The 1,029-nt window shown below is 58.0% G+C and carries 1 protein-coding gene; it reads right to left on the reverse strand.

Translation table 11 applies throughout. The features are described 5' to 3' along the window. Positions 1 to 423: 423 nt before the first annotated feature. The gene (locus B5D37_RS14550; RefSeq protein WP_078759450.1) at positions 424 to 897 is read right to left on the reverse strand and encodes a GNAT family N-acetyltransferase; all 474 of its coding nucleotides are present in this window, start codon (positions 895 to 897) and stop codon (positions 424 to 426) included. Positions 898 to 1,029: the final 132 nt, after the last annotated feature.

Genomic DNA, 1,029 nt, shown 5'->3' on the forward strand with positions numbered 1-1,029 from the left:
AGCCGACTTGCGTAGTGGAGCCAAAGCCATGGCAAGCTCTTTCTGCCATGGCTTTGGTGTAACGAAGCAAGTTCGGCTTGAACGAATTGTTAGGCTGCGGCCCATGAGCCTGCGGCCACCAGCACGATGCCATAGATGGCGCATGCACCAGTTGCGAGCTGCATGGCTGGATTGGACCCAATCTTGCTGTGATTTGCTGGACTCGCGGTGCAAGAGCGAGGTTTCTTGGCTACTTGCACCGCGCAGCAACCCTTACCCCTTCTTTCTTTTTGCCGCGTAGGTTGCCGCCGCTGCAATCAGAATGACGATAAAAACAACTACGACGCCAGTGGACATACTGAGTTCTCCATGTTAATGGCGAGCCGAGATTGAACGATGGATGCAGCGGTGCCCTCGGTGGTGCTCCGCGGCCTAACGCCAGAATTAAGCCGCGCCGCGAAGCGGCGTCGGCTTGAATGAATTGTTAGGCGGCACCGCCCACGCCATGTGGACCGTGCCACCAGCGACCGACTCTGTCTTGAACCCCAAGCGAGCATACAACGCTCTGGCTGGGTTCTCCTCGTACACTCGGAGCTGCAGCCGAAGCAAATCACGGCTGACCGTGATCGCCTGCGCTTGCTGAACCGCCCACGTGCCGATGCCCTGTCCTTGACGTTGTGGAAGCACCTGCAGGTCTCTAAGGCCAAGTGCATCTTGCTCCGGCACGAGCCTGAGCAGGCCGACAATGTCGGACTCCGCGATGATCAGCAGGTTCTCGAACTCCAACCAGCTAGCGAGGAAGCGATCTGGGTCCCACACGATGCCTCTCGAGACGAGGTACCCGCCCATGTTGCGGCGATTTAGTGACTCACAGAAAGCACGCTCTTCATCAGCTGCAGATCGGAGTGAGAGTCTCATTGCCGCCTAACACCGGAATTAAGCCGACCCACAACGTGTGAGCCGGGAGTTGAACCGAAGCCCCAGCAGCGAACATGCCTGCAACTAAGACGAAGTGGGTTCGGCTTGAATGACCTGTTAGGCGGTGCTGCC

The organism is Lysobacter spongiicola DSM 21749 (assembly GCF_900167055.1).
Lineage (GTDB): Bacteria > Pseudomonadota > Gammaproteobacteria > Xanthomonadales > Xanthomonadaceae > Novilysobacter > Novilysobacter spongiicola.

Coding starts and splice junctions, on each gene's coding strand:
- B5D37_RS14550 (WP_078759450.1), bottom strand. CDS start 897: ATGAGACTCTCACTCCGATCTGCAGCTGATGAAGAGCGTGCTTTCTGT.